Origin of the sequence: Desulfitobacterium hafniense DCB-2 (assembly GCF_000021925.1) — a bacterium.
GTDB classification, from domain to species: domain Bacteria; phylum Bacillota; class Desulfitobacteriia; order Desulfitobacteriales; family Desulfitobacteriaceae; genus Desulfitobacterium; species Desulfitobacterium hafniense.
On record NC_011830.1, the window covers coordinates 2,672,221 to 2,696,921 of the forward strand.

Annotated in this window: 24 protein-coding genes; 15 read left to right on the forward strand and 9 right to left on the reverse strand. The window is 47.6% G+C overall.

What is annotated here, in order from left to right:
* The first annotated feature begins 195 nt into the window (after positions 1-195).
* The 3 genes from DHAF_RS12275 to DHAF_RS12285 all read left to right on the forward strand — a co-directional run bounded on the left by DHAF_RS12275 (position 196) and on the right by DHAF_RS12285 (position 2,837).
* Positions 196-1,077: an NAD(P)/FAD-dependent oxidoreductase gene (locus DHAF_RS12275; protein ID WP_005816742.1), complete on the forward strand. Its 882-nt coding sequence runs from the start codon at positions 196-198 to the stop codon at positions 1,075-1,077.
* 242 nt (positions 1,078-1,319) lie between these two features.
* Entirely contained in the window at positions 1,320-1,997 is a 678-nt protein-coding gene (locus DHAF_RS12280; RefSeq protein ID WP_015944054.1) for a YjjG family noncanonical pyrimidine nucleotidase, read from the forward strand.
* A gap of 129 nt (positions 1,998-2,126) precedes the next feature.
* Positions 2,127-2,837, forward strand: coding sequence for an SDR family NAD(P)-dependent oxidoreductase (locus tag DHAF_RS12285; RefSeq protein WP_015944055.1), 711 nt, complete (start codon positions 2,127-2,129; stop codon positions 2,835-2,837).
* Positions 2,838-2,983: 146 nt separating this feature from the next.
* Here the strand turns inward: DHAF_RS12285 and thrB are convergent, their stop codons facing one another.
* Positions 2,984-3,877: a homoserine kinase gene (gene thrB / locus DHAF_RS12290; RefSeq protein WP_015944056.1), complete on the reverse strand. Its 894-nt coding sequence runs from the start codon at positions 3,875-3,877 to the stop codon at positions 2,984-2,986.
* 39 nt (positions 3,878-3,916) lie between these two features.
* A complete protein-coding gene (locus DHAF_RS12295; protein ID WP_005816736.1) occupies positions 3,917-5,212 on the reverse strand; it encodes a homoserine dehydrogenase in 1,296 nt (431 codons plus the stop codon).
* Between the two features lie 470 nt (positions 5,213-5,682).
* On the opposite strand from DHAF_RS12295, the gene ilvE reads away from it, so the two are divergent.
* The 8 genes from ilvE to leuB all read left to right on the forward strand — a co-directional run bounded on the left by ilvE (position 5,683) and on the right by leuB (position 14,817).
* Complete coding sequence (gene ilvE, locus DHAF_RS12300; protein WP_005816735.1) at positions 5,683-6,564, forward strand: branched-chain-amino-acid transaminase; 882 nt, start codon at positions 5,683-5,685, stop codon at positions 6,562-6,564.
* 112 nt (positions 6,565-6,676) lie between these two features.
* A complete protein-coding gene (ilvD, locus tag DHAF_RS12305) occupies positions 6,677-8,368 on the forward strand; it encodes a dihydroxy-acid dehydratase (RefSeq protein ID WP_015944057.1) in 1,692 nt (563 codons plus the stop codon).
* 6 nt (positions 8,369-8,374) lie between these two features.
* Positions 8,375-10,060: a biosynthetic-type acetolactate synthase large subunit gene (gene ilvB / locus DHAF_RS12310; protein WP_005816732.1), complete on the forward strand. Its 1,686-nt coding sequence runs from the start codon at positions 8,375-8,377 to the stop codon at positions 10,058-10,060.
* 5 nt (positions 10,061-10,065) lie between these two features.
* Positions 10,066-10,545 carry an acetolactate synthase small subunit gene (gene ilvN / locus DHAF_RS12315; protein ID WP_005816731.1) on the forward strand — a complete coding sequence of 160 codons (480 nt, stop codon included), beginning with the start codon at positions 10,066-10,068 and terminating at the stop codon, positions 10,543-10,545.
* A 231-nt stretch (positions 10,546-10,776) separates the two neighbouring features.
* Complete coding sequence (ilvC, locus tag DHAF_RS12320; RefSeq protein WP_005816729.1) at positions 10,777-11,778, forward strand: ketol-acid reductoisomerase; 1,002 nt, start codon at positions 10,777-10,779, stop codon at positions 11,776-11,778.
* Between the two features lie 234 nt (positions 11,779-12,012).
* A complete protein-coding gene (leuC, locus tag DHAF_RS12325; protein WP_026198993.1) occupies positions 12,013-13,278 on the forward strand; it encodes a 3-isopropylmalate dehydratase large subunit in 1,266 nt (421 codons plus the stop codon).
* Positions 13,278-13,766, forward strand: a complete 489-nt coding sequence (leuD, locus tag DHAF_RS12330) for a 3-isopropylmalate dehydratase small subunit (protein WP_005816726.1) — start codon at positions 13,278-13,280, stop codon at positions 13,764-13,766. The genes leuC and leuD overlap by 1 nt, the downstream gene beginning before the upstream one ends.
* Positions 13,759-14,817 (forward strand): 3-isopropylmalate dehydrogenase, encoded by a 1,059-nt coding sequence (leuB, locus tag DHAF_RS12335; RefSeq protein ID WP_005816724.1) that lies wholly within the window; start codon positions 13,759-13,761, stop codon positions 14,815-14,817. The genes leuD and leuB overlap by 8 nt, the downstream gene beginning before the upstream one ends.
* Positions 14,818-14,981: 164 nt before the next feature.
* On the opposite strand, the gene DHAF_RS12340 is transcribed toward leuB, so the two are convergent.
* Positions 14,982-16,370, reverse strand: a complete 1,389-nt coding sequence (locus DHAF_RS12340; protein ID WP_015944058.1) for a 4Fe-4S binding protein — start codon at positions 16,368-16,370, stop codon at positions 14,982-14,984.
* 33 nt (positions 16,371-16,403) lie between these two features.
* Entirely contained in the window at positions 16,404-16,853 is a 450-nt protein-coding gene (locus DHAF_RS12345) for a hypothetical protein (protein WP_015944059.1), read from the reverse strand.
* A gap of 1,122 nt (positions 16,854-17,975) precedes the next feature.
* On the opposite strand from DHAF_RS12345, the gene DHAF_RS12350 reads away from it, so the two are divergent.
* Genes DHAF_RS12350 through DHAF_RS12365 form a run of 4 tightly spaced genes read left to right on the forward strand, consistent with a single transcriptional unit; the run spans position 17,976 to position 20,285 of the window.
* A complete protein-coding gene (locus tag DHAF_RS12350; protein WP_338009698.1) occupies positions 17,976-18,254 on the forward strand; it encodes a PadR family transcriptional regulator in 279 nt (92 codons plus the stop codon).
* Positions 18,251-18,880: a DUF2812 domain-containing protein gene (locus tag DHAF_RS12355; protein ID WP_011459652.1), complete on the forward strand. Its 630-nt coding sequence runs from the start codon at positions 18,251-18,253 to the stop codon at positions 18,878-18,880. The genes DHAF_RS12350 and DHAF_RS12355 overlap by 4 nt, the downstream gene beginning before the upstream one ends.
* Positions 18,881-18,924: 44 nt before the next feature.
* Entirely contained in the window at positions 18,925-19,833 is a 909-nt protein-coding gene (locus tag DHAF_RS12360) for a helix-turn-helix transcriptional regulator (protein WP_015944061.1), read from the forward strand.
* 59 nt (positions 19,834-19,892) lie between these two features.
* Positions 19,893-20,285, forward strand: coding sequence for a VOC family protein (locus tag DHAF_RS12365; protein ID WP_005816710.1), 393 nt, complete (start codon positions 19,893-19,895; stop codon positions 20,283-20,285).
* Between the two features lie 231 nt (positions 20,286-20,516).
* Here the strand turns inward: DHAF_RS12365 and DHAF_RS12370 are convergent, their stop codons facing one another.
* From DHAF_RS12370 to DHAF_RS12390, 5 genes are all read right to left on the reverse strand, one after another.
* Entirely contained in the window at positions 20,517-21,680 is a 1,164-nt protein-coding gene (locus tag DHAF_RS12370; RefSeq protein WP_005816708.1) for a DUF4317 domain-containing protein, read from the reverse strand.
* A gap of 142 nt (positions 21,681-21,822) precedes the next feature.
* Positions 21,823-22,269: a DUF6773 family protein gene (locus DHAF_RS12375; protein WP_005816706.1), complete on the reverse strand. Its 447-nt coding sequence runs from the start codon at positions 22,267-22,269 to the stop codon at positions 21,823-21,825.
* The gene (locus DHAF_RS12380) at positions 22,259-22,468 is read right to left on the reverse strand and encodes a helix-turn-helix transcriptional regulator (RefSeq protein WP_005816704.1); all 210 of its coding nucleotides are present in this window, start codon (positions 22,466-22,468) and stop codon (positions 22,259-22,261) included. The genes DHAF_RS12375 and DHAF_RS12380 overlap by 11 nt, the downstream gene beginning before the upstream one ends.
* A 278-nt stretch (positions 22,469-22,746) precedes the next feature.
* The gene (locus tag DHAF_RS12385) at positions 22,747-23,976 is read right to left on the reverse strand and encodes an ABC transporter permease (RefSeq protein ID WP_005816703.1); all 1,230 of its coding nucleotides are present in this window, start codon (positions 23,974-23,976) and stop codon (positions 22,747-22,749) included.
* Positions 23,973-24,692, reverse strand: a complete 720-nt coding sequence (locus DHAF_RS12390) for an ABC transporter ATP-binding protein (RefSeq protein WP_018307285.1) — start codon at positions 24,690-24,692, stop codon at positions 23,973-23,975. Before DHAF_RS12390 ends, DHAF_RS12385 begins: the two co-directional genes overlap by 4 nt.
* Positions 24,693-24,701 lie beyond the last annotated feature (9 nt).

Sequence of the window (24,701 nt, forward strand, 5' to 3'; positions counted from 1 at the left end):
CAGTAAAACAAATTTTATCATAAAAGATTAATCCGATACAATTAAAATTTTTATGGTTGGTGCTTATCGTCTTTGCCGATACTAACTATTGTCAAAGGTTGGTTTTAAATAATCTTAAAATTGGTCTTGCTGAGAGAAAAGGGATTCCGATAGTTTCTGGAGAATATGAAAGGATAACAAAGGAGGTTATAGAAGATGAGTGAAGGATTTCAATTAAAATCTCGTTATCAACTGGCTATTGTCGGGTGCGGTCCCGCCGGGATGTCTGCCGCCTTAAATGCCAAAATTCGAAATAAAGACTTTATTCTTTTGGGAAGTGACTTTTGCAGTCCCAAATTAGCTAAAGCTCCCCAGATTGATAATTACCTGGGTTTTCATGAAATCAAAGGGGAGGACTTGCGGCAGAATTTCCTAAACCACGTAAAAGCCATGGGCATTGAGGTTGTACCTTGGAAAGTTCTCAATATTTATCCCGGACCGCCTTTCACCCTGGTGGGCAATAATGAATCCTTTGAAGCCGATGCGGTGATTTTGGCCACAGGGGTATCGCCTACCAAGCTTCTTCCCGGGGAGACAGAGCTTCTGGGCAGGGGAGTGGGCTATTGTGCCACTTGCGACGGACCTTTGTACAAAGGGAAAAAGGTGGCCATTGTTTCCTACAGCCACGAAGGAGAAGCCGAAGCCAATTTCATGGCTGAGATCTGCGCTGAAGTCTATTATCTGCCTTTCTACAAAGAGGTAGGGCAGCTTGATTCCAGAATCATTCAAAAAAAAGCCAGGGTTAAGGAGATTTCCGGCACTCAAAAGGTAGAAAAGCTGGTCTTGGATAACGAAGAGATCTCAGTAGACGGTGTCTTCGTGCTCCGGGAAAGCCTGCCGGCGGAGCAGATCGTTCCGGGCTTGGAAATGGACAAAGGCGCCATCAAGGTGAACCGGGAGCTGGAGACCGGTATTCCGGGACTCTTCGCCGCCGGAGACTGCTCCGGACAACCCTATCAGCTGAACAAAGCGGTAGGGGAAGGAGGAACGGCGGCTCTTAGTGCCATTAAATATCTGGATGAGATGAAAAAAGGATAGACCGGGAGCGAAATATCTCTCTCATAAGTAAAGGCCCGCCCCAATATGAATAAACCTTCGTATTAGGGGCGGCCTTTTAGCTATAAATCTGTTGTTTTTTACCTTGTCAGGAAACGTGCTTAGCTCCAAAAACTGAAGATCAAAAGCGCTTCGTCCGAGAGGTTATACCTGTTATACTGAAGATGAAATATAGGGCCCTTGGGGCTATTGGCTAAAATAGATAACTCAGGGGGGATAGCTCAGTGTATAAAGCTTTATTCTTTGATGTGGATGATACCCTGCTGAATTTCGAACAGTGTAGCAGGGAAGCACTGGGCAAGACATTCCGTCATTTCAGTATGGACTACGATGACACCGTTTACGAGCTGTTCCGCAGCATAGACCAGCGATTATGGCTTCAGCAAAAGCAAGGCGAACTTACCGTTCAGGATGTCATCAATCTTAGATTTCAAGAATTATTTAAACAGCTCCAGCTTGGGTGTTCTCATATCCCTTTGCAGACGATGTTCCAGGAGAGATTGGCGGAAGAGTTTTTCACTGAACCCCATGCGGCAGAATCCCTGGGCTATTTAAGCGCTCGCTACCAACTCTTTGTGACCTCCAACGGTATTTTGAAAACCCAGTTGAAGCGTCTGGAGTTAGCCGGCTTATTGCCGTATTTTACAGATGTATTTGTCTCTGACCATATCGGCCATGAAAAGCCCAGTGTCCGGTTTTTTGAGGAGTGCTTGCAAAGAAGCAGGTTGAAGCCCAGCGAGGTGCTGCTCATCGGCGATAGCCTTGAAGCGGATATGGTCGGGGCCCAAACCAGCAAGATGGACTCTTGCTGGTATAATCCCAAGCATAGGAACACGGATTCTGATGTTGAGATTGATTATATTATTTCAGATTTGCTGCAGCTTAAAGACATACTGCAATAAATAGTATGGCAATAATGCTGTCCGGAACAACCCGGAATGGCCCTTGACTAAGGGCAGTAAAAATGGGGATGAACACGTGCTCCGATATATCTTCACAGTCAGGAAATTTTTTGATGATAGGTGATGGTTATGGAAGGTGAAAAAGTAGCGATTGTCACAGGCGGCAGTTCCGGAATGGGATTGGCCATTGCCAGGAGGCTGAAAGAGGCGGGGATAGAGGTCATTATCTTTGATATTCAAAAGCCGCCGGAGGAGTTTCCCTTCTATCATGTTGATATTCGTGATGATGGCCAGATTAAGTCAGCACTATCCCATATCTCTCAACTGGATATTTTAGTGAATAATGCCGGGATCTATTTTGAGAGATATTTGGAGGATACCACTAATGAAGAAATAGACAACATGGTGGATATCAATATTAAAGGAACGTATCTGATGACACGCAATGCTCTTGCTAAAATCAAAGAAAGACAAGGCTCGGTCATTATCATCGCTTCGTGTTTGGGACTTGTGCCCGAATTAACATCTCCTCTGTACTGCACCACAAAAGCGGGACTTATTATGTTGACAAAATGCCTTGCCCAGCAATATGCAGATTGCGGAGTGCGGGTTAATTGCATATTGCCGGGGCCAATCAATACCCCTCTCCTTCAAAAGAGTTTTCCCGATGAAGCAACCGCTGCCCGCTGCGCGGAGCGTGTGCCTTTAAAGCGGATTGGGGAACCGGAGGATATTGCCAACATGGTGGCTTTTCTTGTGAGCGGGGAGGCCGGGTATATAACAGGCGGTGCTTTTCCCGTTGACGGAGGAGTATCCTCGTCAAGCTTATATTCGAAATAAATTTAAATTACCAACCGATTGGTAATTTGCCCAATAAGAAAAGGCAGTTGCCAAGAAACTTTAAAGTTCACTGGCAACTGCCTTTCTTCTCAGGCACTGGTCAAAATCAGGACGCCTTTTAACTGTTCTATAAAGATGATAACCCTTTAAATAACCGCCGCCCCCTCCGAGTCGACGGAGAGGAGGTAGGCCTTGGCTGTCAAGCCATGAGCTGCCAAGGAGTCTACCATGGCTTGGGAAACCTGCTCAGCCCTGTGGGAAGAGACCAAAGCCAGGATGGTAGGGCCGGAACCGCTGAGAGCGGAACCGTAGGCCCCGGAATCCAGTGCCACCTGCAAGGTTTCCCCAAGGCCGGGGACCAGGCTGGCCCGCTGGTTTTGGTGCAGCCGATCCTGCATACCTTCCTTAAGGAGCTCGTAGTTCTCATGGATCAAGGCTTCCACCAGCAGGGCTGTCCGGGAGAGATTATAGACGGCATCTGCCCGGGAAATGGAGGCAGGCAGCACATTGCGGCTTTTTTCGGTGGACAGATAGAAGTCCGGAACGATGGCTAAGGCCATGAATTGAGGCTGGGAATGCACTGTCCTGGCAATGACGGAGGCCTCTGCGGTGACGGCCAGGGTAACTCCCCCTAAAAGTGCCGGAGCCACATTATCGGGATGCCCTTCGATCCGATTGGCGATCTGAAGGATTTGCTGCTTGCTCAAGACTCCTCCCGCATATTCATTGGCTGCTACCAAGCCGCCGACGATGGCTGCGGAGCTGCTTCCCATGCCGCGGGTGGGGGGGATGTTGTTTTCCAATTCCAAGGAAACCGTTGGTATCTCAAAGCCAATGGCCTCCCATAGGTTGCACATACTTTGCCAAACGAGATTGGTCTCATCCCCAGGGATGCCTGCAGTATAATCCCCTTTTAAAGCGATCTGAAAAGAGTCAGCAGCTTCTATTTGGACAACATTGTATAAAGAAAGGGCCATACCAAGACAATCAAAGCCTGGCCCTAAGTTAGCAGAGGTGGCCGGTATTCTGACACGAACCATGATGATCCTCCTTAATTCTTATTGACTTCCTCCTGGAGCCTAGTCGTAATGCTCACCTGATTCAAAACGAATCACATTGTGGATGGAGAGCACTTTGCTGTAGGCCCGGACCGAATCCAGAGCTTCACGCAAGCAGGATTCCTGAGTGGGGTGGGTGACCAGGACGATTTCCGCTTCCTGGCGTTTTTTCTGTTTTTGAATGATGGAAGCAAAGCTCACCCCGGCTTCGGCGAAAAGCAGGGCTAGGGTAGCCAGAACCCGGGGTTCATCCTTGACCCGCAGCCGGATATAGAAAGCGCTTTTAAAATCCTGTTCGCTTTTGATGGCTAATTCATTGTAACAAGTGCAATTAATGTTAGCCGTAGAATCCGCATTGATATTCCGGACCACTTGAATGATATCGGAGACAACGGCACTTCCAGTGGGCAGGGACCCGGCACCCCGGCCATAGAACATGGTTTCGCCAACGGCGTCTCCCACCACATAGATAGCATTAAAAACTCCGCTGACAGCAGCCAGGGGATGGTTGTCGGGCACAAAGGCAGGGTGGACACGAACCTCGATGCCGTCGGCCTGAGCTTTAGCCACAGCCAGAAGTTTGATGGTGGAATTGAGTTCACGGGCATAGGCGATGTCTTCGGAAGTGATCTTGGCGATCCCTTCCACATAGACATCATTGACGGTGACCCGGGAGTTAAAGGCGATGGAGGCGAGGATGGCCAGCTTGCGGGCGGCATCCAGTCCGTCCACATCTGCGGTCGGGTCGGCTTCCGCATAACCTAACTCTTGAGCTTCCTTCAGGACTTCCTGATAATCCCGGCCCTGCTCGGTCATAGCGGTCAGGATATAGTTGGTGGTGCCGTTAATAATCCCCAGGACTTCAGAGATTCTATTCCCGGCCAGAGACTGCTTCAGGGCGGCGATAATAGGAATGCCGCCGGCTACACTGGCTTCAAAATAAAGATCTTTGCCAGCTTCTTTAGCCGCATCCAAAAGCTCTTGCCCATGAAGGGCCAAAAGGTCCTTATTGGCGGTCACCACATTCTTCCCTTGTTTAAAAGCTTCTAATATATAGGTTTTGGCCGGTTCAATGCCGCCCATCACTTCGACGACAATACTGATGTCGGGGTCGGTGAGAACATCGGCGGCTTGATCGGTTAGAGTAAAATCCCCTGCGATTGAGCGGGGAGCCTTAAGGTTCCGCACCAGGACCTTGGAGACTTTAATCTGACTTAGGGAACGGTTCTGTATATCATTAGCATTTTGCTCAAGGATCTGAATTACGCCACTGCCGACGGTTCCGAGACCCAGCAGTCCAATCTTAACGACCTGCATCAATTCTCCTCCAATCCATTTTGTGAAAACAAATGTGTTTGCGTTGTGGACATTATAATATGGTTTTTTTTCTTTGACAAGACTTTTTCAAAATGGGTTGACACTGCCAACTGTGTATTATAAACTTAGTTATAAATGAAAGAATGTATTATAACAGTAGGAAGTGTACCTAGGGTTCCGGGAGCTGCTCCGTCTGGTCCGAGCGGTACAAGATCCAGAGCATGGATTTACACCGTGGGCAGAAAATACCCGAGCGGAAAGTTCCTCGAGAGGGTAGGAACACCGCTCGGTTTTCTACACTGTCAGAAAGTATAAGCTTGCGCTGTATACTTTCTAAGCATAAGTGCAACCAGCGACTTCGCCTCGTTTGCGGGCATGCTTTAAAGCTCGGTGAAGCCGGGTTTTCTTTATAATATTCAGAGAATCTTCTATTATAAACAGTTTTAAGATATTTAAAGGAGAGATTTTGTATGGAAAAACTGATTTATCTTAATGGTGAATTTGTAACCCAAGCTGAGGCCAAAATTTCGGTATTTGATCATGGTTTTTTATATGGGGATGGCATTTTTGAGGGTATTCGGGCCTATCATGGCCGCATATTTAAATGTAAAGAACATCTTGACCGTTTATATGAATCAGCTAAGACTATCATGCTGAATATCGGCATTTCCAAAGGGGAGATGGAAGAGGTCCTGTGCAGCACCCTGCGCAAAAATAACCTGGATAACGGCTATATCCGTCTGGTTGTGAGCCGGGGAGTGGGGGACTTGGGGCTCGACCCCAATAACTGTGTCGGCGCCAGCATTATCTGTATAGCGGACCAAATTAAAATCTACCCCCAGGAAATGTATGAGCAGGGATTGGACGTCAAAACCGTGGCCGTACGCCGGACCAACCCGGATTCCCTTAGCCCCCGGGTGAAATCCTTGAATTACCTCAATAATATTATGGCCAAAATCGAATCCACCCAAGCCGGTGTAGTGGAAGCCATTATGCTGACCCAAGAAGGCTATGTGGTGGAAGGCACCGCCGATAACATTTTCATCCTCCGCCGGGGAGCATTGCTCACCCCCCCTCTGTCATCAGGATGTTTAGAGGGTGTTACCCGCAACGCCGTCATCGAACTGGCCAAAAAGAGAGGGCTTGAAGTCCGGGAAGAGCTGTTTAACCGCCATGATGTCTATAACGCAGAGGAATGCTTCTTAACCGGTACGGCAGCCGAATTAATTCCTGTGGTTAAAGCCGACGGCCGCGTGATCGCAGAGGGCCAGCCTGGTGAAATTTTTAAAGATCTCCTGAAGGATTTCCGGGCTTTGACCTTAGTGGACGGGGTGCCGATTAATAAAGCATAATTAACCGGCGAGAGGTTTCGAACAAACGACAGATTAAGAAGGACAATTTTGAAAAAAAGCAAATACTATAGACATGGATAATTTTATCAGGCAAATAGTGGAGGAAAAAACTATGAACAGTAATACTATAAAAACAGGAATTGATCGGGCACCCCACCGCTCCCTTTTAAAAGCTTTGGGGCTGACGGATCGTGAACTCAGCAAACCATTTATCGGGGTCGTCAATTCCTTTACTGAGCTGGTGCCCGGTCATATGCACCTACGGCAAGTCACAGAAGCGGTGAAAGCAGGGATCCGGGAAAACGGGGGAACCCCTTTTGAGTTTTCTACCATAGCGGTCTGTGACGGCATTGCCATGGGCCATGAGGGGATGCATTATTCTCTGGCCAGCCGTGAAATTGTGGCCGATGCCATTGAGGTCATGGCGAAGGGACATCAATTGGATGCTTTGGTCTTAATCCCCAGCTGTGACAAAGTAGTCCCCGGGATGCTGATGGCGGCCATGCGCTTAAATATCCCGGCCATTGTGGTCAGCGGCGGCCCCATGCTGCCTGGCCGGTTCGAAGGCAATCCTGTAACCCTGAGTACAGTTTTTGAAGGGGTGGGGCAGGTCCACGCCGGCAAAAAGGACGAAGCCTGGCTTCATGAACTGGAAGCTAAAGCCTGTCCGACCTGCGGTTCTTGTGCCGGGATGTTTACCGCCAATTCCATGAACTGTCTGACCGAGGCTCTCGGCATGGCTTTACCGGGCAATGGTACCATTCCCGCAGTCTATTCCGAGCGTTTAGTACTTGCTAAAGAAACCGGCTATCAGGTCATGGAGCTTTATCGTCAAGACCTTAAACCCAGAGATATTGTCACCCAAAGCACACTGAAAAATGGCGTGGCCGTGGATATGGCCTTAGGCTGTTCCACCAATACTATCCTTCACTTACCTGCCATCGCCAACGAAGGGGATATCGACTGGGATCTGGGCAAGGTTAATGAAGTCAGTGAAAAAACCCCCCAAATCTGTAAACTCGCCCCGGCTTCTGAAACTCCTTTGGCTGCACTCCATGAAGCAGGCGGGGTCAGTGCGGTTCTCAAACAGCTTTTGGATGCCGGATTGATTGACGGATCGACCATGACCGTGTCCGGCGTGACTATGGCTGAACGCTTAAAGGATGCCAAAGTTGTGGACACAGAAATTATCCGCCCCCAATCCAACCCCTTCTCCCAAAGAGGGGGATTGCGCATCCTCTTCGGCAACCTGGCTCCGGAAGGAGCGGTCATTAAACAAGGTGCTTTAAGCAGCCAGGACTTTGTCTTTGAAGGATCAGCCAAGGTCTTCAATGGAGAGGTTCCCGCTGCCGAGGCTATCCGCAACCTGGAGATCAAAGCCGGCGACGTAGTGGTCATTCGCTATGAAGGGCCAAAAGGCGGGCCGGGTATGCGGGAGATGCTGGGACCGACAGCGACCTTAGCAGGTATGGGCCTGGATTCCGATGTGGCTTTGCTTACAGACGGACGATTCTCAGGCGCCAGCCGCGGTCTATCCATCGGTCATGTCTCACCGGAAGCCGCCTTGGGAGGGGACATCGCTCTCTTAAAGGATGGGGATAAAATTCGCATTGATATTGGTAAAGGCCGTCTTGAGTGGATCGTATCTGAAGAAGAAAGAGAACAGCGCCGACAAGAATTTGCAGCCATGGCAGTTAAGCCCGATCATCTCAAGCCTGAACTACGCCAAGGCTACCTGGGACGGTACGCCTATTTCGTACAATCTGCTTCTAAAGGAGCGGCCTTACGACGAGTAAAGGAGTGATAACATTTGGGGAATGAGAAGGAGAGTACTACCTATGCCACAGGGGCGGCTCTTTTGCTGGATTCTTTGGTCCAGGAAGGAGTAGAGGTCATGTTTGGGTATCCCGGCGGAGCTGTTTTGCCCATCTATGATGCCCTGATCAACAGCCCGATCCGGCATCTGCTGCCCCGGCATGAGCAGACTGCCATTCATGCCGCCGACGCCTTTGCCCGGGTCAGCGGCAAAGTAGGGGTTTGCCTGGCCACTTCCGGGCCGGGAGCAACGAATTTAGTCACAGGGATTGCCAATGCCTATATGGATTCCATACCCGTTGTGATCTTAACCGGGCAAGTCCCCACCAGCCTTTTGGGGACGGATTCCTTCCAAGAGGTGGATATCACAGGGATTACCCTTCCCATCACCAAACATTCTTATCTTGTCAAGGACCCGCGGCAGATCCCGCGGATTGTCAAGGAAGCTTTTTATATTGCCAGCACAGGACGTCCCGGCCCCGTCTTAATCGACTTGCCCAAAAACGTTCTGGCCGCAACGGATGTCCGCCCGGCCCCGGCGGAATTGAATCTGAAAAGCTATAAATACTTTACCAAGGGGAATGCCGGGCAGATCGAAGAAGCAGCCCGGGTCATCGCCCAATCCCAGCGGCCGGTTCTCTATGCCGGGGGAGGAGTGATCACGGCCGGAGCCAGTGAAATCCTTCAGCAAGTCGTGGAAAGGGCCAACCTTCCGGTGGTCACTACCCTGATGGGGATAGGAAGCCTGCCCACAAACCACCCCAATGTTTTGGGGATGGTAGGGATGCACGGAACCGTGACGGCAAATTATGCAGTAGATGATTGTGATCTGCTGATTGCTATAGGGGTCCGCTTCGACGACCGGGTCACCAGCGGTTTAGGCCATCGTTTTGCCACGAAAGCCAAAATCATTCATATCGACATTGATCCCGCCGAAATCGGCAAAGTTGCAAGAACCAAGGTCCCCATTGTCGGCAATGCCAAATTGGTTTTGGAAGAGCTTCTCTCTAAAGTCAGCAAACCGGAAATTTCTCCTTGGTGGGAGCAAATCCGCTTGTGGCAGGAAGAAAAACTCAAGACCGATAATCCCAATCTTAATCCTCAGGTGATTATTGAGACCCTGGGCGAAATTGCCGGAGAAGAAACCATCGTCACCACCGATGTGGGCCAGCATCAGATGTGGGCTGCCCAAGGCTATCCGGTTCCAGCTCCCCGGCATTTTATCACCAGCGGCGGTCTGGGCACCATGGGTTTTGGATTGCCGGCAGCCCTCGGAGCTCAAGTCGCTGCTCCTGAAAGCACCGTTTTTCTGGTTACAGGGGACGGCTCCTTCCAGATGAGCATTCAGGAGCTGGCTACCGCAGTACAATACCAGCTTCCGGTAAAGATTATCCTCATGAATAACGGGGTTTTAGGTATGGTGCGCCAGCTGCAGATGGTCTTTTGCGATGAGCGTTATAGTCAGATTCAGCTTACCGCCAACCCTGATTTTATCAAGATTGCCGAAGCTTACGGCATTCGCGGAATTCGCGTTACGGAGACTTCCGAAGTCCGCAACGCTCTCTTGGAAGCTATTAATCATCCCGGTCCGGTTCTCATGGATTTCATTATATCCGAAGATGAAGTGGTCTCCCCGATGGTTCCCCCAGGGAAGGGACTCACAGAAATGTTGGGGTGGTGAGGAAAATGCTGCATACTTTAGCGGTTCTTGTCGAAAATAACCCTGGTGTATTGACCAGAGTGGCCGGATTGTTCGCCCGACGGGCCTACAATATCAACAGTCTCTCAGTGTGTCAGACGGAGCATCCCGGCATTTCCCGGATGACCATCGTCGTCGATGGGGATGATACAGTGATTGAGCAGGTTTCCAAACAGCTACATAAGCTGGTGGTGGTCCATAAAGTGACAGACCTGACCAACGAGACGGTGGTGGATCGGGAGCTGGCTTTAATCCGCATCAAGGTGAAAGCGGATACCCGCCTGGAAGTCCTGCAAATCGTGGACGTTTTCCGGGGCCGGGTAGTGGATATGGGACGAAGCAACCTGACCGTAGAACTCACCGGGGACGAAGAAAAAATCGATGCCTTCGTGAAAACCATACGCCCCTTTGGGCTGATGGAACTGGTGAGGACTGGGAAGATTGCTATAACCCGTTTGGAAAGCTAATCAGACTGTCTTTATCTAAATATTTCTAATATACAGAGTTGTTATAAAACCGCCTAAGTTGCCGTTTTCTGTTGTACAACAGGATTCTTTGTGCTATCATGAGATAGTACATCACATCCGTACATTTCACTATTTTAGAAATGCGGCTTAGGCTGGCAAAACATTATATTAATAAGGTAATCCTCAGGTTAAAAGGTAATCTTCAGGGGATTCAAAAAGGAGCGTTTTATCATGGCAAAAATGTATTATGATTCTGATGCAAGCTTGGAATTACTCCAAGGCAAAACCATTGCAGTGATGGGTTATGGGAGCCAAGGTCATGCTCAGGCTCAGAACTTAAAAGATTCCGGTCTCAATGTGGTCATCGGTCTTCGTGCCGATTCCCGCCGCTGGAAACAAGCTGAAGCAGCCGGTTTGAAAGTTGCAACTGTGGCTGAAGCTGCAGCTCAGGCCGATCTGATTCAGATCCTTCTCCCTGATGAGCGCCAGGCCTCCGTCTATGAGAAAGAAATCAAACCCCATCTTACAGCAGGCAAATGCTTGGTGTTCTCCCACGGCTTTAATATTCATTTTGGTCAGATTGTACCTCCCGCTGATGTGGATGTTTTCATGGTCGCTCCCAAAAGCCCCGGACATCTGGTGCGTAGAACCTATGAAGAAGGAGCCGGCGTACCCGGATTGATAGCCGTTCACCAGGATGCCAGCGGCCGTGCTTATGATCTGGCCTTGGCTTATGCCAAAGGAATCGGCTGTACCCGGGCCGGAGTTCTGGAGACCACCTTCAAGGAAGAAACGGAAACCGACCTCTTTGGTGAGCAGGCCGTACTTTGCGGCGGGGTATCCGAATTGATCCGAGCAGGCTTTGATACCTTAGTGGAAGCCGGCTACCAGCCGGAGAGCGCTTATTTTGAGTGCTTGCATGAATTGAAGCTGATTGTCGACCTCATCTATGAAGGCGGCATCAGCCGGATGCGTTATTCCATCTCCGACACCGCTGAGTATGGGGATATGATGATCGGTAAACGCATCATCACCGATGAAACCCGCAAAGAAATGAAAAAAGTCCTGGCGGAAATCCAGGATGGCACCTTTGCCAAGAACTGGCTCTTAGAGAACCAAATCAACCGCCCCTCCTTCAATGCTATCGAGCGTAAAGACGCCGAGCATCCTATCGAAAAAGTGGGAGCTGAGCTTCGTGCCATGATGCCCTTTATTAAGAAGCCCGGTGAATAATCCTACATGAATCTCGTTCGGGGGAAAGTCTCCTTCAGCGACCCGGACCTTTAGCCGTCTCCCACCCCAACCACCACAGCTCACCTTTCTCCCGGAAAGAGTTTGACCCGACCCACGGAGCGTTACGAAATTTATTTGCTCATTGCATCAAACTTGTTTATCAGATAATGACATGCGCTTTGTTTGTAATGACAAAGCGCATGGTTCTATATAAGAGGAAAGGAAATGAGAGATATGGCAATGACCATCACTGAGAAAATTCTTGCCGAGCATGCCGGTCTGGATAAGGTGGTACCCGGTCAATTGATTACTGCCCAGCTGGATCTGGCCTTGGCCAATGATATAACCGGCCCGGTCTCCATCCGGGAATTTGAGAAGTTCGGTGTGGAAACCGTTTGGGATAAGACCAAGGTCGCCTTGGTTCCCGACCACTTTACCCCCAACAAAGACATCGCTTCTGCAGAATTAAGCAAAGCTTTAAGAGAATTTGCAAAAAAACAAGGGATTGTTCATTATTGGGAGCAGGGAAGAGTGGGTGTTGAGCACTGTCTTCTTCCTGAGCAAGGCGTGACCCTGCCCGGTGATGTGATCATCGGTGCCGATTCCCATACCTGCACCTACGGCGCTTTGGGTGCTTTTGCAACAGGAGTGGGCAGCACAGATTTAGCCGCCGGCATGGCTACCGGGGAAGCCTGGTTCAGAATTCCGGAATCCATAAAATTCATATTTAAAGGAACGAACTTCCAGCCCTGGGTCAGCGGTAAAGATTTGATTCTTTACACCATCGGCAAAATCGGGGTGGACGGCGCCCGCTATCGGTCTATGGAATTCACTGGGGAAGGTATCGCCGCCTTGTCCATGGACGGCCGTTTAACCATGTGCAATATGGCTGTGGAAGCGGGAGCCAAGAACGGGATTATCCCGCCCGATGAAAAGACCCTGGCTTATGTGAATGAACGGGCCAAACGCCCCTATAAAGTCTATCACAGCGATCCCGATGCTCAGTATGTGGAAGTCTATGAATGGGATGTGGCAGATATTCCTTTGCAAGTGGCTTTTCCTCATCTGCCGGAGAACGCCAAACCCGTCAGTGAAGGGAAAGGAATTAAAATCGATCAAGTGGTCATCGGTTCCTGTACTAATGGCCGTCTGGAAGATATGCAAGTGGCGGCACAGATCCTCAAGGGCCAAAAAGTCCATGGGGATGTACGCTTAATTGTCATACCTGGAACTCAGGATATTTATAAGCAAGCCATGCAGGAAGGACTGATCGATATCTTTATCGATGCGGGGGCTGTGGTCAGCACTCCTACCTGCGGACCTTGCTTGGGCGGATATATGGGAATTCTGGCCAAAGGGGAGCGGGCGCTTTCCACCACCAACCGGAACTTTGTCGGACGGATGGGACATCCGGAAAGTGAGGTCTACCTGTCCGGACCGGCTGTGGCGGCAGCATCGGCAGTAACCGGGGAAATCTCACATCCAGAGGAGGTATTATAATGGCCAAAGCCTGGAAATTCGGAGATGATATCGACACCGATGTCATTATACCGGCACGCTATCTAAATCAAAACACTCCCGAGCATTTAGCGGCTCATTGCATGGAAGATGCCGACGCCAATTTTGCTAAAGAAGTAAAGTCCGGCGATGTGATCATCGGCGGCAAAAACTTTGGCTGCGGTTCTTCCCGGGAGCATGCTCCGGTAGCCATTAAGGCAGCGGGGGTGAAGGCAGTCATCGCCGATTCTTATGCCCGGATTTTTTACCGGAACTCCCTGAACATTGGTATGCCTATTCTGGAATGCCCCGAGGCAGTTCAAGGAATTGAAGCAGGGGATGAGGTCTCTGTGGATTTGGAGACCGGAAAGATCGTCAATCTGACCAGAAATACTGAGTTTGAAGCCCGGCCTTTCCCACCCTTTATGCAGGATCTGATCAAAGCAGGGGGACTTATTCCATATGTGAAGGGGAGACAAGAACATGCCTAAAATTGCAGTATTGCCCGGCGATGGCATCGGGCAGGAAATTATTCCCCAGGCCGTACGGGTGCTGAAAGCAGTCTTGGCTGAAACGGATGCTGAATTTGAGTTTCAGGACTATCCCATAGGGGGAGCGGCCATCGAATTGGTGGGGAAAGCCTTGCCGGATGAGACCTTGCAGGGTTGCCGGGAAGCTGACGCGGTTCTGTTAGGTGCCGTAGGGGGACATCAATGGGATCATCTCCCTGCCTCGGAACGTCCGGAAACAGCGGCTCTTTTAGGCCTGCGCAAAGGGCTGAACTTCTATGCCAATATCCGCCCTGTGCGCATGATTCCCAGCCTGTTGGCCACTTCTACCCTTAAAGAGAACGTGCTGGACGGGGTGGATATGGTGGTTATCCGGGAATTGACCGGAGGGGTTTATTTCGGGGAAAAAGGCCGTTCAGATAACCCTCGTTCAGCATACGATAAGATGACCTATTCAGAAGAAGAGATTCGGCGCATCCTGATCCAAGGCTTTGAGACAGCTATGCTCCGCAGCAAAAAGCTTTGCTCCGTGGATAAGGCCAATGTTCTGGAAACCTCCCGCCTTTGGAGAGAGATAGCCAATGAATTAGCTAAAGAGTATCCTGAAGTGGAGCTCACGCATATGTATGTGGATAATGCGGCCATGCAATTGGTCCGCAACCCCAAGCAATTCGATGTCATCGTCACGGAGAACATGTTCGGGGATATTCTCACCGATCTGGCCTCCATGTTGGGCGGCTCCATCGGTATGCTCTCCTCAGCAAGCTTGAGCGGCACCCAGGGGATGTATGAACCGGCTCATGGTTCTGCCCCCGATATCGCCGGTAAGAACCTGGCTAATCCTCTGGCCACTATTCTTTCCGCAGCTTTGATGCTTCGCTATTCTTTTGGTATGGAGGCCGAAGCATTACGCATTGAGAGCGCTGTGGAAAAGGTCCTGGAGCAAGGGTATCGGACTGGGGATCTGGCCCAGGCAGGGGATAAGGTTGTGGGAACGATAGAGATGGGCGATGCAGTGCTGGCTGCACTGTAAAGCTTATTTAGTACCTTTTGCCGACAAAGAAGTTATAAAACAAACTTCCATATCTCCATATCAATATAATATGCTCACCGCAAAGCCCCAGGGTCATTATCCCTGGGGCTTTCGTTTACCCCGGTTCGCTTGTGCTTCGTCCGTCGTTGGCCCCTTAGCTTCATTTACATGCGCATAGCCATGGGGAGGATAAACAGACCGACATTGACAATCCCCAGAATAACACTTAGTACCGCGAAAGGCATAAAGCTGGCAAAAGTTTTTCCTTCTGCTGCAAAATTGTATTTCGAGATTCGGTAAGCTGTATAGATTGATCCCAGGGTACCCAGTCCAATTAAACCAAACTGAAGTATTTGAATGGTTGAATTACTGAAGATAGCAGCTGAAGCACCGTGAGTTTCAACTCCGAATAAGGCCAGGAAGGTGAAGAGGATCGACTTGCCTTCAGCCAGAAGATGAAACAGATTGTGGGCAATGTGCCCGGCCAGATCCAATGGTATCAGAGAATAGCCAAAGATAGCAAAGTTTTGGATAGTGCTTTTCTTGTTGGAGAGTTTAGCAAAGTAGCTGCTGGCAAATAATGCAAATACCGGAATGGCCATAGCAATAATAAAGGTGATGGTAAAGGTTACAAAGTAATTATCTGTTCCAACAAAGTTCTCCAGGGAAGCAAGCATCTTTTCCCAGACTTCCAGCATGGTAATATTCTGTACAAAAACAATTCCCATAATGATAATGGCTAAGAAAGATTCTTCAAATTTGGGTTTTTTAATAAACCATAATCCTTTGGTCGGGACACGGGTACTTAATTGAATCGAATCATTGGGACAGGTTTTAATACAATTGGCACAGAGATTGCATCTTGCCATGCTATCCATGGTACGGGGAAATTCAAACATGGGGCAGCCGGCAACTTTGCCATTTCCCTTGTAACAGGATTGAGTCGTACATTGTGCACACTTTTCAGGAGTAGCATGAAGCTCAAGGGAACCCGACCGCGCATAGTTACCCGATAAGCCCCCGAGAAAACACAGATATCTGCACCAGGTACGGCGTTCGAAGAACGCTCCGCTGATTATCACACCCGTTGTGATGATCAGTAACAGTACACCCGAACCCCTGGGGCTCTCAACGACCCCAAAGGTATGGTCCGCCCATGTGATTAGTATAAAGAAAATATCAATCAGCCATATGCCATATTTCTTTAAAAATTTAGGAACAGGACGGTTATTGCCGACAAACTTTTGTATCCAGTCGCTTACAGTGGCGAAGGGGCAAATTGCACACCAAAAACGTCCCAGAAGCAAGAAAATAATCGGAATCAGCGGCCACCAGAGTACCCAGGTTCCTGCCGTGCCGAAATTATCATGGGCTGAACCTGGTCCGGCCATGAGCTCAAAAACAATAAGTGCAAAAACGAATAAAACCGGCCACTGAATGATTCCTGGAAACCACCGGCTCTTAAGCATAGCTTTGATCACCCTATTATCAAGCAAATTCTTTTTGGGTGAATCCGGATGTCTGACTGGATCTGCTTTTTTAATGACTGCCATCAATTTTACTCCTTTACCGAGAAAATTTATCACCTATTTCATAAACTTGAGAATTCCCGCGCTGACAATAACAAGTGAGTTAATGCCTAAAAAGCCCCAAACCACAGGCCAATTAACCCCTGCCGGCTCCTCTTCACCGTGTTCCTTGCCTTGAGTCTTTTCCGACTGGCCATGTCCGTCTTCCTCAGCTTTTTGCCCGCCTTCCTGCACATCCGGCTTATCCATATCCATGTCATGTGAGGTTTCATTTAAGTCTATCTCCGTTGAATTGCTATCCATTGAACCGCCTTTCATACCGGCCATTCCCACGGTAATATGGCCATTTGCTTCAGTCGGGGATTGAGCTTGTGCTGCTGTTTGCGCGACAATTTGTACTGTGCTTTGACTTGCCGCAGAAGTCACTTCATCAGCTATGGCTACAGAGGCAAATGGAAACAACAGCACTAAGCTTATCCCTCCAATCAGAATCTTTTTTTTCTTCAAAACTAATTCCTCCGATCAAAATAATAGGAAATACAATGGAATTTTATCTTAATAATTTGATTTTCTTGTAAATATCCTATGATTTTTTAATGAAGAGAGATATGATGACAAAAACCAGGAATAAATACTTAAGCTGCGTGATGCAAGACGCATTCAATGACATGGAGGTTTGCCAATTATGGTTTTTATTGGCTAAGTGGACTTGAATATTTCATCCGCTAAAAGCACATTATAATGTCGAAGGGTACGTAATGGTTGAGCCAAGATTTATATGTGCTTCATAATCGGGGTATATATGAGTCGGTCAAAGATGATTTATAGGCGTCCGTTTATAAATTGTCGGAGAGAAGATTCTTGTGGGTAGGGAAAAGCTTTTAGCTAGTCGATTAACCTTGATTATCTAGGGGTTCCAACTTATCTGCTTGGGTCGAGCTAAGATTGTGCTGGGTTTTGGAAGATTTTTTATATATAGAGATACACTCCAAAGGTGCATTGCTATATGTAAATTTTTCGGTCTACTTTAGCCGTAAGGTTAAAGCAGGCTGGGTAGATATCCAGTATGGTCGAACGAACCATCATTTGGGGTGGCGATTCTGCTTAGCCATAGTCGCAAGATTATGTTTGGGTAATAAGTTATCTCACTTGGTGCAAGGTAGATCATTGCGTGCTCTTCTTAAAACCTTTTCCATTCTATCTAATTAGACATGGGGAGGGTTATTTATTTGCTCAATCTGGAGGGTTGAATGAACGAATTTAGGAATACTGATGATGAATTTGAAAAGGGAGGGATTTAGGATGAGCGACAAAAGTAAGAAAACCAAAAAGAATGCCAAGCAATCGGAAAAACAAAATAATTCAGGAGAGTAGTCAAATCTTACTCTAAAAACAAATACTCCATAGTCCCCGCTGCATGTCCCAGAGCGCGACAACGTTGTCGTGTTTTGGGACATCTTAGTATGAGCTCATTAAGGTGTTTTTCCTACAAATATATGTTAGCTATTGATTTTATTACGTTTAGTGATATAATTCATATTACAGTAAACGTAATAAGGACGGGGAGCGATTTCTATCAGAGACAATATCAAAGGCGGTGCGCTGACAGAAACAACATTTCTTGTCTTACTGGCTGTCTATCAACCCAACCACGGATACGGTATTATGCGGTTTATTGAAACTGCGACCAAAGGGCGGGTCACTCTGGGTGCAGGCACCTTATATGGCGCTATCAATGCTTTGGTAAAGAAGCAATGGATCGCACCTTATGGTGATGAAGCGGACGGCAAGAAAAAGGCGTATATCATCACCAACACCGGAAAACAGAAAGTGGCAGAAGAGTTGAGACGTATGGACGAAGTCCTGCGGTTGGCATCCACAATAATAAGGGAGGATGAGGATCAATGAGCAAAACCTTCTTTCGTTACTTTTTTGATTTTTTAGACGGACAGGAGAAATGGTTGAACAGCATGGCCGGGCGCGGCTACCGGTTAAAGAAATGCGGCAGGATAGCCTATACTTTCGACCAGTGCCAACCAAATGAATATGAATATGCCGTTGAGTTTGTCGGGGAGAAAGCCTATACCAAAGCCAAAGCTTATCGTGAATATCTTGAAAGCATGGGTTTTCGTACCTTTACCAAAAACATCAATCTCAATTATTCATTAGGGAAAGTAAGGTGGCGGCCCTATGGGAAGGGCATGGGGCAGATTGCCACAGCGCCTGGAGGGTACAACAAAGAGCTTTTGATTTTGGAAAAAAAGAGGGATGGCCAACCCTTTGAGTTGCATACCGATGTGAGTGATACATTGCATACTTACAAGAATGTTGTGTACGCTTATGCTTGGACTGTTCTTTTGCTGCTTGGGCTGGTTGCCATAACCTTTATCCCCAATGTATCGTCAATGTCTGGTACTATGACATGGGTGTTCAGAATGCTCCTGACCGGCCTTGGCGTTTTGTTTATTATCCCGGCGATAAGCTATGCTTCATTAGTCGGCAGATTAAAAGAGGAAAGCAAACTGTTCGAATAGGAAGGGCTTGGCGGCTTTGGCCATAATGGCAAAGAGGTGGGCATATGAAAATAGACCGTCTGATCGGAATCATTACAATCCTTTTGCAAAAAGAAAGAGCAACGATTCCACAGCTGGCGGAGCGATTTGAGGTTTCATGCAGGACTATCCAGCGTGATATTGATGCTATAGGTCAAGCCGGTATTCCTATTGTATCCAGGCAAGGATATGGCGGGGGGCTTTCCATCGCGGATGGCTATAAACTTGATAAAACCGTCCTTACCAAAAAAGAATTGCAAGCGATCTTAACAGGTATCAGGAGCATTGACAGCATTTCCAAAACCACATATGGACAAACCCTTATCGAGAAATTCGCCAACGGAAAAGCGGCCGTTTTAGCTGAACAGGACATGATTTTAATTGATTTGGCATCATGGTATCAGGACAGCCTCTCAGATAAAATAGAACAACTTAGACAGGCGATCTTTAATCGGGAAAAGGTATTTTTCGTGTACTATTCAGATAAAGGTGAAAGTGAACGTTTGATCGAACCCTATCTTATCCTCTTCAAATGGGCGGCCTGGTATGTCTATGGTTATTGCCTTACGAAAAACGAATATCGGCTTTTTAAATTAAATCGTTTATGGAAACTAAAAAACACCAACCTTACTTATATCCCACGAAATATTCCGGAAGGAAAATTGGAATTTGAGCGGTATTTTCAAACAGAAGAAATCAGACTGACAGCCCTGTTTGACGCAAGAGCGAAATACCGATTGATAGAAGAATATGGACCGGAATGTTTTACTGTTTCCGAACCTGATAAACTGTTGTTTCAACGATCGTTTTCTAATCCAGAGTATTTGCTGCAATGGCTCTTGAGTTTCGGAGATAGGGTGAGAGTGATCGAGCCCCCCGAATTAAAGGCAAACATCCAGGAACATGCCAAAAATATGCTGAGGCAAGATGACTAACAAGACATACTGCTGTCCGGTTACTGCTGTTATATTGTGTTTAGAAGGAGGGATGAAAAATGCTTAAACTAGATGCAATCGGCCTATTTGTAAAGGATATGGAAACAATGGTTTCTTTCTATCGGGATGTGATGGGCATGAAAACAGATTGGGCGGGAGAAGCCAATGCTGAGTTGTATTCCGGCGAATTCCGGTTAATCATGTTCAGCAGAAAAGACTTTGAGGAAATGACATCAAAAAGCTATACCTATCCCACTGGATTAAACGGTACGGTAGAATTGGCCTTTGATGTTGCTGATTTTGCCGAAGTCGATACTGAGTATGCAAGAATCGTAAACGCCGGGGCTACGCCGGTATTTCCTCCTACGGATGAACCGTGGGGGCAAAGGACCAGTTATGTTGCTGACCCGGATGGAAATTTGATTGAAATCTCCTCTTTTGTAAAGGCATAACTGAAAAAAACATAGTATCATTGCCAAGAATAAGAACCCCATGAATGTAACAGACAGCAAAACAGCCTAACCAAAACCGGCCAGGCTGTTTTGCTGTAGAAATATTTCTTTAATCAGGAGTGTGGATGCTAAGCCACCCTCTCTTTTTTTGCGTTAACCGGGCAGATGTTGTTGCCTGACAACTCCTTAGATTTTGGCCGGTTTATAATTTACATAAAGCAAATTTTCAGTTTAAAATGTTTCGGTGCTTAATTCAAAGCCCTCAAGATTGACGGTCTCATCAATTTCAATCAGCAAATACCGTTTGCCGTCCCGCTTGACCTGTTTGATATAGCGTAAATCCTGAGGGTTTACAGAAATACTCACGGTGTTGTTCTCGATTTTCAGGGATTTTCCCTTAAAGTTAGGTGCGATATTGGCCGCCTTAAATTCGTATTTCTCCGTACCCGTAACCTTCAGGAAAGCGGTTTCCAGTCCCTGGGTGTTGCCCACCCCGCTGGCCTGAAGAATTTTTTCCATATCCTTTACCCCAACACTGGCTGCTTCAGGGTTTTCCTCTTCTTCATTCCTGGTGATCAGGGTGTTGAGATTTTCATAGATATCAGCGATCTTCTCCGCTTCGATTTCTTTTCCCGCCACTTCCTGAACGATCTCCAGGAATTGCTCCTTTTCCGTTTGTGCCGTCCTCTGAAAATCGCATCCCAACACTTGGGAGAGAAACTCCGGGTTGGGGGCATTGGCTTTGCTGGAATAATAAACCACTTTATTCACATCCGCCGCATCATCATGCCAGGCCGGGAACATAAACCCATCCAAAGGAGCCGATAGATTGATGGTTACATCCATGGGGATATCGGCTTTGAACACCCTGTCCTCAAAATCGAATTTAAGAGCGGTCTTGGGAAGCATGACGGGATTAATACTCCCCATGAAAAATTCAAAGGAAAACACCACGTCATCCAGCCCTGAATCATCCCCGGCAGAGCTTCTTTTCGAGGGCTTATAGACCTCACCCCGTAAAAAGGTCAGCATATAATCCCCTTCATAATGGCAGTTTTCAATAATTCTATGAGCGATTTCTTCAGTTCCCTCAGCGAAATGATGGGGTTGTAAGGTTTCGATGAGCGCCCTTTGGTTGGGATTTTGCCCCAATTTGTTATCGGTAAATTCCAGCTCAAAAACTTTAGCATCAAGAGGCCCGGTGAGGAGTTTCTTAAAATTCTTAAGATAGAGATCCTGCTTTTGGGCATCCATTCTTTCGAAATACTCTTTTTCGATGCCGATGACCTGCTTTAAATCCCCTTTGACATAAATGCTCACGACTTCGGCGATCTTTAGTTTCGTATTATCCACTTTAAATTCTTTGCGGATACTTGCTACATCATTCTTATTCATCTCGATTGCTCCTTCTGTTTAGCACTCCTATAAAGGTAGCAAATTTTAGGGATTCTAGTCAATAGTCACCTTATCATGGGGGAACAAAGAAGCACCTCCCAGTCTGTGACAGTGGTATGCACAGACCAGGAGGTGCTCAGCGTTAATCTTTCTCATCAAACTCTGCTTCATACTTATGGGCTTTGTGCCGATTGTATCCGTTGGCAATAAAGTAAACAACAACGAACAGGACCATAAACAAAACCAGGAAAAGGACTGGCTTATGAAAATCGACGATAGTGGAGCGGTTTAACATGCTGAAAACAGACAAAGCGGCTGTAATCAGCAAGATTGCAGCAACGAACAAGAGATTATGACGATATTGCTTACTGCCGGGAGAGCTATAGAGGCTGATCTTCATGGTATGCATACGGATAAACTGATAAAGGGGAAAGAGGATCAGGATCAGATATTCCGTGAGGCATTCAGCAAGACTCATGTCAAAGGCTAAGGTTTTGACAAGAAAAGATAAGACTATGGCCAGATAGGTGATCACAGCCAGTTCACTGCGAACTTTATTCTGGGCTTGTTGGATTCGTTCATCTTTCATTTTTATCATCCTCCCAAAAAAGGTCATTTAAGGTTTTGCCAAGCGCTTTACAAATGGCTATGCATAACTGCAAAGATGGGTTGAATTTACCTGCTTCAATCATGCCGATGGTCTGGCGCGTTACCCCCACGGCTATGGCCAATTGTTCCTGGGACATATCCAAGCCGGCACGTGCCGCTTTTAAGCGAAGATTCTTCAATAGTCACTCCCCCTTTAATACATATAGTATAGTAAAATAATCTTAATGTCAAATATATATTGCATTATAGTAAGTCAAAGTCAATTAAAGAAGAAAGAAATTCGATGTTCAATTAAAGAATTAAAGTAAAGGTAAAGACTTTAAGAAAGGCTGAAAAGAGAAAAGAAAAAGATCCAGTGACCTAGGACGGCTGGATCTCCAGAATATTATCGAAGCCCAAGAGGGCTATTATCAAGATAGAGCAATGCCTTTTGTACTATAGATGGAGCCTTGAATGTCTAGTTGCTTTGAAAGAACGTCAGGCTATCCGCAGTAATTTTGCTGAGGAAAATCCCAACGGGCAGCAACACCAGCCCTAAAAACCATTGTTGTGTCAAGAAGGTGACCGCCAACCCCAAAAAGATAAGCCCGGGACAAATGAAGAAAAAGAGGAACCGGCCGGCGGCTTTTTGCTTTATTTTCCGGTCCAGGACAAATAAGGAGACGAAGGGAGAGTTGATCCACTCAAGCCACTGTAGTTTTCCCAGGGAGGCCAAAAAGAAGATGGCCCCACCCCAGAGGATCCATTGCCATAGAGAAGGCAAGATGGTGAGAAAAGCTCCATAGATACCCACGACTTGCAGATAAAAGAGCATATTGGAACGGTGGCGCAAAAATCCCTTGAGGCCAATTTCGGTTAGGACTTTATCAGCACTTCGTTCTTTAAAGAGCCGGCCGGAGTTTTTAAACAGCCAGGGATGCTTTTTTAAGCGTATTGGCTTTTTGGTATAGGTCCCCATGTATTTCAAGAACACATTGGCAAATTTCATTTTTTCGGTTTGAGCCAGGGAAATATCTTTAAGTAAGGTGGCTGGCAGAGACAGCCTGTAAAAGATCAGCAGGATCAGCAGCAGAAGGAGAAGGAAGGTGAGCAGAAAATAAAGGGGCCGGTTGCCTATAGAAGCAAGGGCTGCCCAAAAGAGAGCCGTATAAAACCCGAGCAAGGGGATCTGGGCCAGAATGTAGCGCCAGCCTTCCCAGCGATGCTGAAGGCATTGCTTGAAGAGACCAGCATTGATGCGGCAAATCAAGAGGAGGAGAAAGAACCAAAAGAAACCGGCCAGATCGACATGATGGACAGCCAGCAGAAAAGGTGCACAGAGAAAAGCCAGCAAACCGGTGATGAGGAGATTGGCTAAGATCTGAAAAGCGATGCTGTAGGCCACGAGCCCCTTGAGCCAGGAACGGTGCTGAAAGAGGAAGAGCTGATCTGCTTCTTCCACAAAGATTCGTAAGGTGCCTGACCGGCAAAACACCACAGCAATGGGCAAAAGGATGGTCAAAGGCAAAGCGAAAAAGAGAGAAGGGGGTTCCTGCCACCAGTCCACATAGGTATCCAGGAAAAGAGCTAAGCCGGGGATGACGATATAGAGGGCTACGATCCAATCCACCACCAGCTTCCAAATAGAATATTGAAATTTCCAGTCGGCAAAAAGGCGATGCCGGAAAAGACGGTGGACATTGTTCATGGCTGTATCTCCAGGAGGTTGATAAAGCAGTCGAAGAGAGAGCCTTCCGGCAAGCGGCTCTGCCGGCGTATATCCTCCAGATTTCCCTGACTGATGATGGTTCCTTCATGAATAAGGATGAAAGAAGTGCAGATCTTTTCCGCCGTATCCAGGGAGTGGGTGGACATCAGGATACCCGCTCCATCCTGACGCACTTGGTCCACGAGCTGGAGAAAGTCCCGCATGCCGTGGGGATCCAAGCCAATGAAAGGCTCATCTACAATATATAAAGGAGGGCGCAGCAAAAAGCCGAGGATGAGCATGACTTTTTGCTGCATTCCTTTGGAAAAGGTGACAGGGAGTTGGTGTTTCTCCTTATGGAGGCGGAAGAGCTTCAGCAATTCTTCAACTCTGGGCACAAAGGTTTCCTGGCTCATTTTTCCCACGGCTGCGGCGAACTCTAAATGCTCCCACAAGGTGAGATTATCATAGAGGACCGGTTGTTCCGGAATATAGGCATAATGGGTGTGGGCATTCTCAAATTCAACCTTTCCCTCCAGATAAGGAAGCTGTCCCATAATCGCCTTGAGGATCGTGCTTTTTCCCGCACCGTTAGGCCCAATTAATCCGACAAGCTCACCGGGCTTTACCTCAAAGGAAATATCCTTGAGGATGAGGTCCTTCTTTAGGTATCCGCCGGACGTGATGTTGGCTTGAACTAAATTCAATCTCGGCACAGCCTCCTT

Excerpts from the sequence above, each read along its gene's own strand:
- DHAF_RS12275 (WP_005816742.1), top strand. The coding sequence starts at position 196 with ATGAGTGAAGGATTTCAATTAAAATCTCGTTATCAACTGGCTATTGTC.
- DHAF_RS12285 (WP_015944055.1), top strand. The coding sequence starts at position 2,127 with ATGGAAGGTGAAAAAGTAGCGATTGTCACAGGCGGCAGTTCCGGAATG.
- thrB (WP_015944056.1), bottom strand. The coding sequence starts at position 3,877 with ATGGTTCGTGTCAGAATACCGGCCACCTCTGCTAACTTAGGGCCAGGC.
- DHAF_RS12295 (WP_005816736.1), bottom strand. The coding sequence starts at position 5,212 with ATGCAGGTCGTTAAGATTGGACTGCTGGGTCTCGGAACCGTCGGCAGT.
- ilvE (WP_005816735.1), top strand. The coding sequence starts at position 5,683 with ATGGAAAAACTGATTTATCTTAATGGTGAATTTGTAACCCAAGCTGAG.
- ilvD (WP_015944057.1), top strand. The coding sequence starts at position 6,677 with ATGAACAGTAATACTATAAAAACAGGAATTGATCGGGCACCCCACCGC.
- ilvN (WP_005816731.1), top strand. The coding sequence starts at position 10,066 with ATGCTGCATACTTTAGCGGTTCTTGTCGAAAATAACCCTGGTGTATTG.
- ilvC (WP_005816729.1), top strand. The coding sequence starts at position 10,777 with ATGGCAAAAATGTATTATGATTCTGATGCAAGCTTGGAATTACTCCAA.
- leuC (WP_026198993.1), top strand. The coding sequence starts at position 12,013 with ATGGCAATGACCATCACTGAGAAAATTCTTGCCGAGCATGCCGGTCTG.
- leuD (WP_005816726.1), top strand. The coding sequence starts at position 13,278 with ATGGCCAAAGCCTGGAAATTCGGAGATGATATCGACACCGATGTCATT.
- leuB (WP_005816724.1), top strand. The coding sequence starts at position 13,759 with ATGCCTAAAATTGCAGTATTGCCCGGCGATGGCATCGGGCAGGAAATT.
- DHAF_RS12340 (WP_015944058.1), bottom strand. The coding sequence starts at position 16,370 with ATGGCAGTCATTAAAAAAGCAGATCCAGTCAGACATCCGGATTCACCC.
- DHAF_RS12355 (WP_011459652.1), top strand. The coding sequence starts at position 18,251 with ATGAGCAAAACCTTCTTTCGTTACTTTTTTGATTTTTTAGACGGACAG.
- DHAF_RS12360 (WP_015944061.1), top strand. The coding sequence starts at position 18,925 with ATGAAAATAGACCGTCTGATCGGAATCATTACAATCCTTTTGCAAAAA.
- DHAF_RS12365 (WP_005816710.1), top strand. The coding sequence starts at position 19,893 with ATGCTTAAACTAGATGCAATCGGCCTATTTGTAAAGGATATGGAAACA.
- DHAF_RS12370 (WP_005816708.1), bottom strand. The coding sequence starts at position 21,680 with ATGAATAAGAATGATGTAGCAAGTATCCGCAAAGAATTTAAAGTGGAT.
- DHAF_RS12375 (WP_005816706.1), bottom strand. The coding sequence starts at position 22,269 with ATGAAAGATGAACGAATCCAACAAGCCCAGAATAAAGTTCGCAGTGAA.
- DHAF_RS12385 (WP_005816703.1), bottom strand. The coding sequence starts at position 23,976 with ATGAACAATGTCCACCGTCTTTTCCGGCATCGCCTTTTTGCCGACTGG.